3 protein-coding genes are annotated in these 3,965 nt (G+C 71.7%); 1 reads left to right on the top strand and 2 read right to left on the bottom strand.

The features are described 5' to 3' along the window. Positions 1 to 19: 19 nt before the first annotated feature. A complete protein-coding gene (locus ACPCK6_RS29345; RefSeq protein WP_423482828.1) occupies positions 20 to 349 on the bottom strand; it encodes a hypothetical protein in 330 nt (109 codons plus the stop codon). Between the two features lie 178 nt (positions 350 to 527). Continuing rightward, positions 528 to 1,151: a mycothiol-dependent nitroreductase Rv2466c family protein gene (locus ACPCK6_RS29350; RefSeq protein WP_318335382.1), complete on the bottom strand. Its 624-nt coding sequence runs from the start codon at positions 1,149 to 1,151 to the stop codon at positions 528 to 530. A 227-nt stretch (positions 1,152 to 1,378) separates the two neighbouring features. On the opposite strand from ACPCK6_RS29350, the gene pepN reads away from it, so the two are divergent. After that, entirely contained in the window at positions 1,379 to 3,925 is a 2,547-nt protein-coding gene (pepN, locus tag ACPCK6_RS29355) for an aminopeptidase N (protein WP_423482829.1), read from the top strand. Positions 3,926 to 3,965 lie beyond the last annotated feature (40 nt).

Here is a 3,965-nt window from a genome sequence, read left to right on the forward strand (position 1 = left end):
TAACACCGGGAAGGGCAGCTCAGACGGTGGGGTTGCGGTGCCGGCCCGGGGCGGGGCGGCGCACCGGCGGGGCCGGGCGGGAGCCGGCGTTGAGGCGTACCGTCGTCGCACCCGCGGCGGCGCCGGGCCGCGACGGCGCGCGGGCGGGCCGGACGGGCTCGGCCGGCGGTGTCATCCGCGAGGTGGCCACCACCCGGGCCACGCCGACCACGATCGGCGGGGCCAGCAGGTCGGCCACCTCGGCCGGGCCGGCCGGCCAGTCGCTCTCGGTCACCGACCAGTACGTCGCACCGGAGTCCTCGGTCGCCTGCTGCGGCGCGTCGTCGGACATGTGGCGGTGCTTGGCCATGGGAACGCCTCCAGGAGCTGCCGTGGTGCGGCCCCGCGGGCCGTCGGCTGGGACACCCGGTGAAACGAGCCCCGCACCGGCCCGGTGACGGGCGGTGCGGGGCTCGGGGCGCGCTGCCGGTGTTAAGAAGGGGCCCTTTCTCTACCTGAGGCGTTAATAAGGGGCCCTTCCTTTCACCTCAGTCGAAGATGGGGCCCTGCTCGCGAGTGCGCTTCAGCTCGTAGAACCCGGGGGTGGCGGCGACCAGCAGGACGCCGTCCCAGAGCCGGCCGGCCGCCTCGCCCTTCGGCGCCGGCGTGATCACCGGGCCGAAGAACGCGACCTGCTTGCCGTCCGGACCCGGCGCGTGGATCACCGGGGTGCCCACGTCGGTGCCGACCGGCCGCATGCCCGCCTCGTGGCTGGCCCGCAGCGCCTCGTCGTACTGGGTGGACTCGGCCGCGTCGGCGAGCGCCGGGTCCAGTCCGACGTCGGTGAGCGCGCCCGCGAGCATGTCGCGGCCCAGTTCCTCCTTCTTCAGGTGGATCCGGTTGCCCATCGCGGTGTAGAGCTTCGCCAGCGCCTCGGCGCCGTGCGCCTGCTCGACGGCGATGCACACCCGCACCGGGCCCCAGCCCTTGACCATCAGGTCCTGGTACTCCGCCGGCAGTTCCCGGCCCTCGTTGAGCACGGACAGGCTCATCACGTGGAACCGGATGTCCACGTCCCGGACCTGCTCGACCTCCAGCAGCCAACGGGAGGTGATCCACGCCCACGGGCACAGCGGGTCGAACCACATGTCCGCGGTGACACGTTCGGTCACGGTGTCTTCCCTTCACGACATCGTCGCGCCGGGGCTCCGGCGCGGTCACCTCCGATCCTCACCCCGTACCGCATCGACCGGTACCGGAATGAGAGCGTGACCTCGACCACCGAGAGCGGTCCGTGCATGGAAGACTCGGTTCTCGACGGGCCGTCACGAGCGGCCGGGCAGTACCGGCGCCGCGGGGCGCGGCGAGACGAGTGGGATGGAGACGAACAGTGCCGGGAGTGCGCAACCTGACCCAGGTCGAGGCTACCGAGCGGGCCCGCCTGCTCGAGGTGACCGGGTACGACATCAGCCTTGACCTGTCGACCGCGGTGCAGCCCACCGGTCGCACGTTCCGCTCGGTGACCGAGGTCCGGTTCCGCTGCGCCGAACCGGGGGCGACGACGTTCATCGAGACAGCCGCGGAATCGGTGCGGTCGGCCACGCTCAACGGCGAGCCGGTGGACCTGTCCGGCTGGTCCGCCGAGAAGGGACTCACGCTCAGCGGTCTGGCCGCCGAGAACGTGCTGGTGGTCGACGCCGACTTCGGCTACTCCAACAGCGGGCAGGGCCTGCACCGGACGGTCGACCCGGTGGACGGCGAGACCTACCTCTACAGCCAGTTCGAGACCGCTGACGCGCAGAAGGTCTACGCCTGCTTCGACCAGCCCGACCTGAAGAGCGTCTACACCTGGCACGCCACCGTCCCGGACCACTGGCGGGTCGTGTCGAACATGCCGGTGGCCCGTGAGGAGGCGGCCGGTGAGGGCCTGAAGACGGTGCACTTCACCGTCTCGGAGCGGATGAGCACCTACATCACCGCGCTCTGCGCGGGGCCGTACCACGAGGTGCGCCGCAGCCACGACGGCATCGACATGGGCTACTTCTGCCGGGCCAGCATGGCCCCGCACATGGACGCCGACGACCTGCACCTGATCACCACGCAGGGCTTCGACTTCTTCCAGGAGAAGTTCGGCGTGCGCTACCCGCTGCCCAAGTACGACCAGCTCTGGGTGCCGGACTTCAACGCCGGCGCGATGGAGAACTTCGGCTGCGTCACGCACGCCGAGTCGCACTACATCTTCCGGTCGCAGGTCACCGACTTCGAGTACGAGCAGCGCGCCAACACGATCCTGCACGAGCTGGCGCACATGTGGTTCGGTGACCTGGTCACCATGCGCTGGTGGAACGACCTGTGGCTGAACGAGTCGTTCGCCGAGTGGGCCAGCCACTGGTGCAACACGCACGCCACCCGCTTCACCGACGCGTGGACCACGTTCCTGTCGATCCGCAAGAACTGGGGTTACCGGCAGGACCAGCTCTCCTCCACCCACCCGGTCTACTGCGAGATGCCGGACCTGGAGGCCGTCGAGGTCAACTTCGACGGCATCACGTACGCCAAGGGCGCGAGCGTGCTCAAGCAGCTCGTCGCGTACGTGGGTGAGGAGCCGTTCCTGGCCGGCCTGCGCGCCTACTTCGGCAAGTACGCCTGGGGCAACGCCACGTTCGACGACCTGCTGTCCGAGCTGGAGGCGGCCTCCGGCCGGGAGCTGCGCAAGTTCGCCGCGCAGTGGCTGGAGACCGCGCAGGTCAACACGTTGCGGCCGGAGGTGACCATCGGCGCCGACGGCACGTACGAGCGGGTGGTGGTCCGCCAGGAGGCGCCGTCGGGCTATCCGACGCTGCGTACCCACCGCATCGGCGTGGGCCTGTACGACCTGACCGACGGCCGGCTGGTGCGCCGGGAGCTGATCGAGACGGACGTGACCGGCGAGTTGACCGAGCTGTCCGAGCTGCACGGCAGGCGGGCCGCCGACGTGCTGCTGCTCAACGACGAGGATCTCACGTACGCCAAGCTGCGGCTGGACGAGCGGTCGATGGCCAGTGTGGTGCAGCACATCGCCGGCTTCGACTCGTCGCTGGCGCGGGCGCTGTGCTGGACCGCCGCGTGGGACATGACCCGTGACGCCGAGCTGTCGGCCCGCGACTACGTGGCGCTGGTGCTGGCCGGGCTGACCGCCGAGACCGACATCAACCTGGTGACTGCGACGCTGCGGCAGGCGAACACGGCGCTCACCTTCTACGCCGACCCGGCGTGGGCGCCGACCGGCTGGGCCGACCTGTCCCGTACCGCACGGACCGCGCTCGCAGCGGCCGAGCCGGGCAGCGGCTTCCAGCTCGCCTGGGCCCGGGCGTACGCCTCGGCGGCCCGCTCCGGCGAGGACCTGGCGACGCTGCGCGGCTGGCTGGACGGCAACGGGGTGCCGGAGGGCCTGACCGTGGACACCGAGCTGCGCTGGACGGTGCTCCAGTCCCTCGTCGCCAACGGCGCGGCGGGTGCCGCCGACGTGGACGCGGAGCTGGCCGCCGACCGTACCGCCAGCGGGGAGCGGGAGGCCGCGTACGCGCACGCGCTGGTGCCGACCGCCGAGAACAAGGCGGCGGTGTGGGCGCTGCTCACCGGCCCGGACGCGCTGCCCAACTGGCGTAACCGGGCGCTGCTGCAGGGCTTCACCCACGCGGCGCAGGTCGAGCTGACCGCGCCCTACCGGGAGCGGTACTTCGCCACCGTGGACCAGGTGTGGGCGCAGCGTGACAGCGAGCCGGCGCAGGAGTTCGTGCAGCTCGCGTACCCGGCGCACCTGGTCGAGGAGGACACGGTCGCGGCGACCGACGCGTGGCTGGCCCAGGACGGGCGGCCGGCGTCGCTGCGGCGGCTGGTGGCCGAGGGCCGCGACGGCGTGGTCCGCGCGCTGAAGGCCCGGGAGCGGGACGCGCGCAGCGCCTGAGTGAGGCACGTCGTCGGCGAAGTCGTCCAGCCCGCGGGTG

Source organism: Micromonospora sp. AB353, assembly GCF_049538395.1.
GTDB lineage: Bacteria > Actinomycetota > Actinomycetes > Mycobacteriales > Micromonosporaceae > Micromonospora > Micromonospora aurantiaca.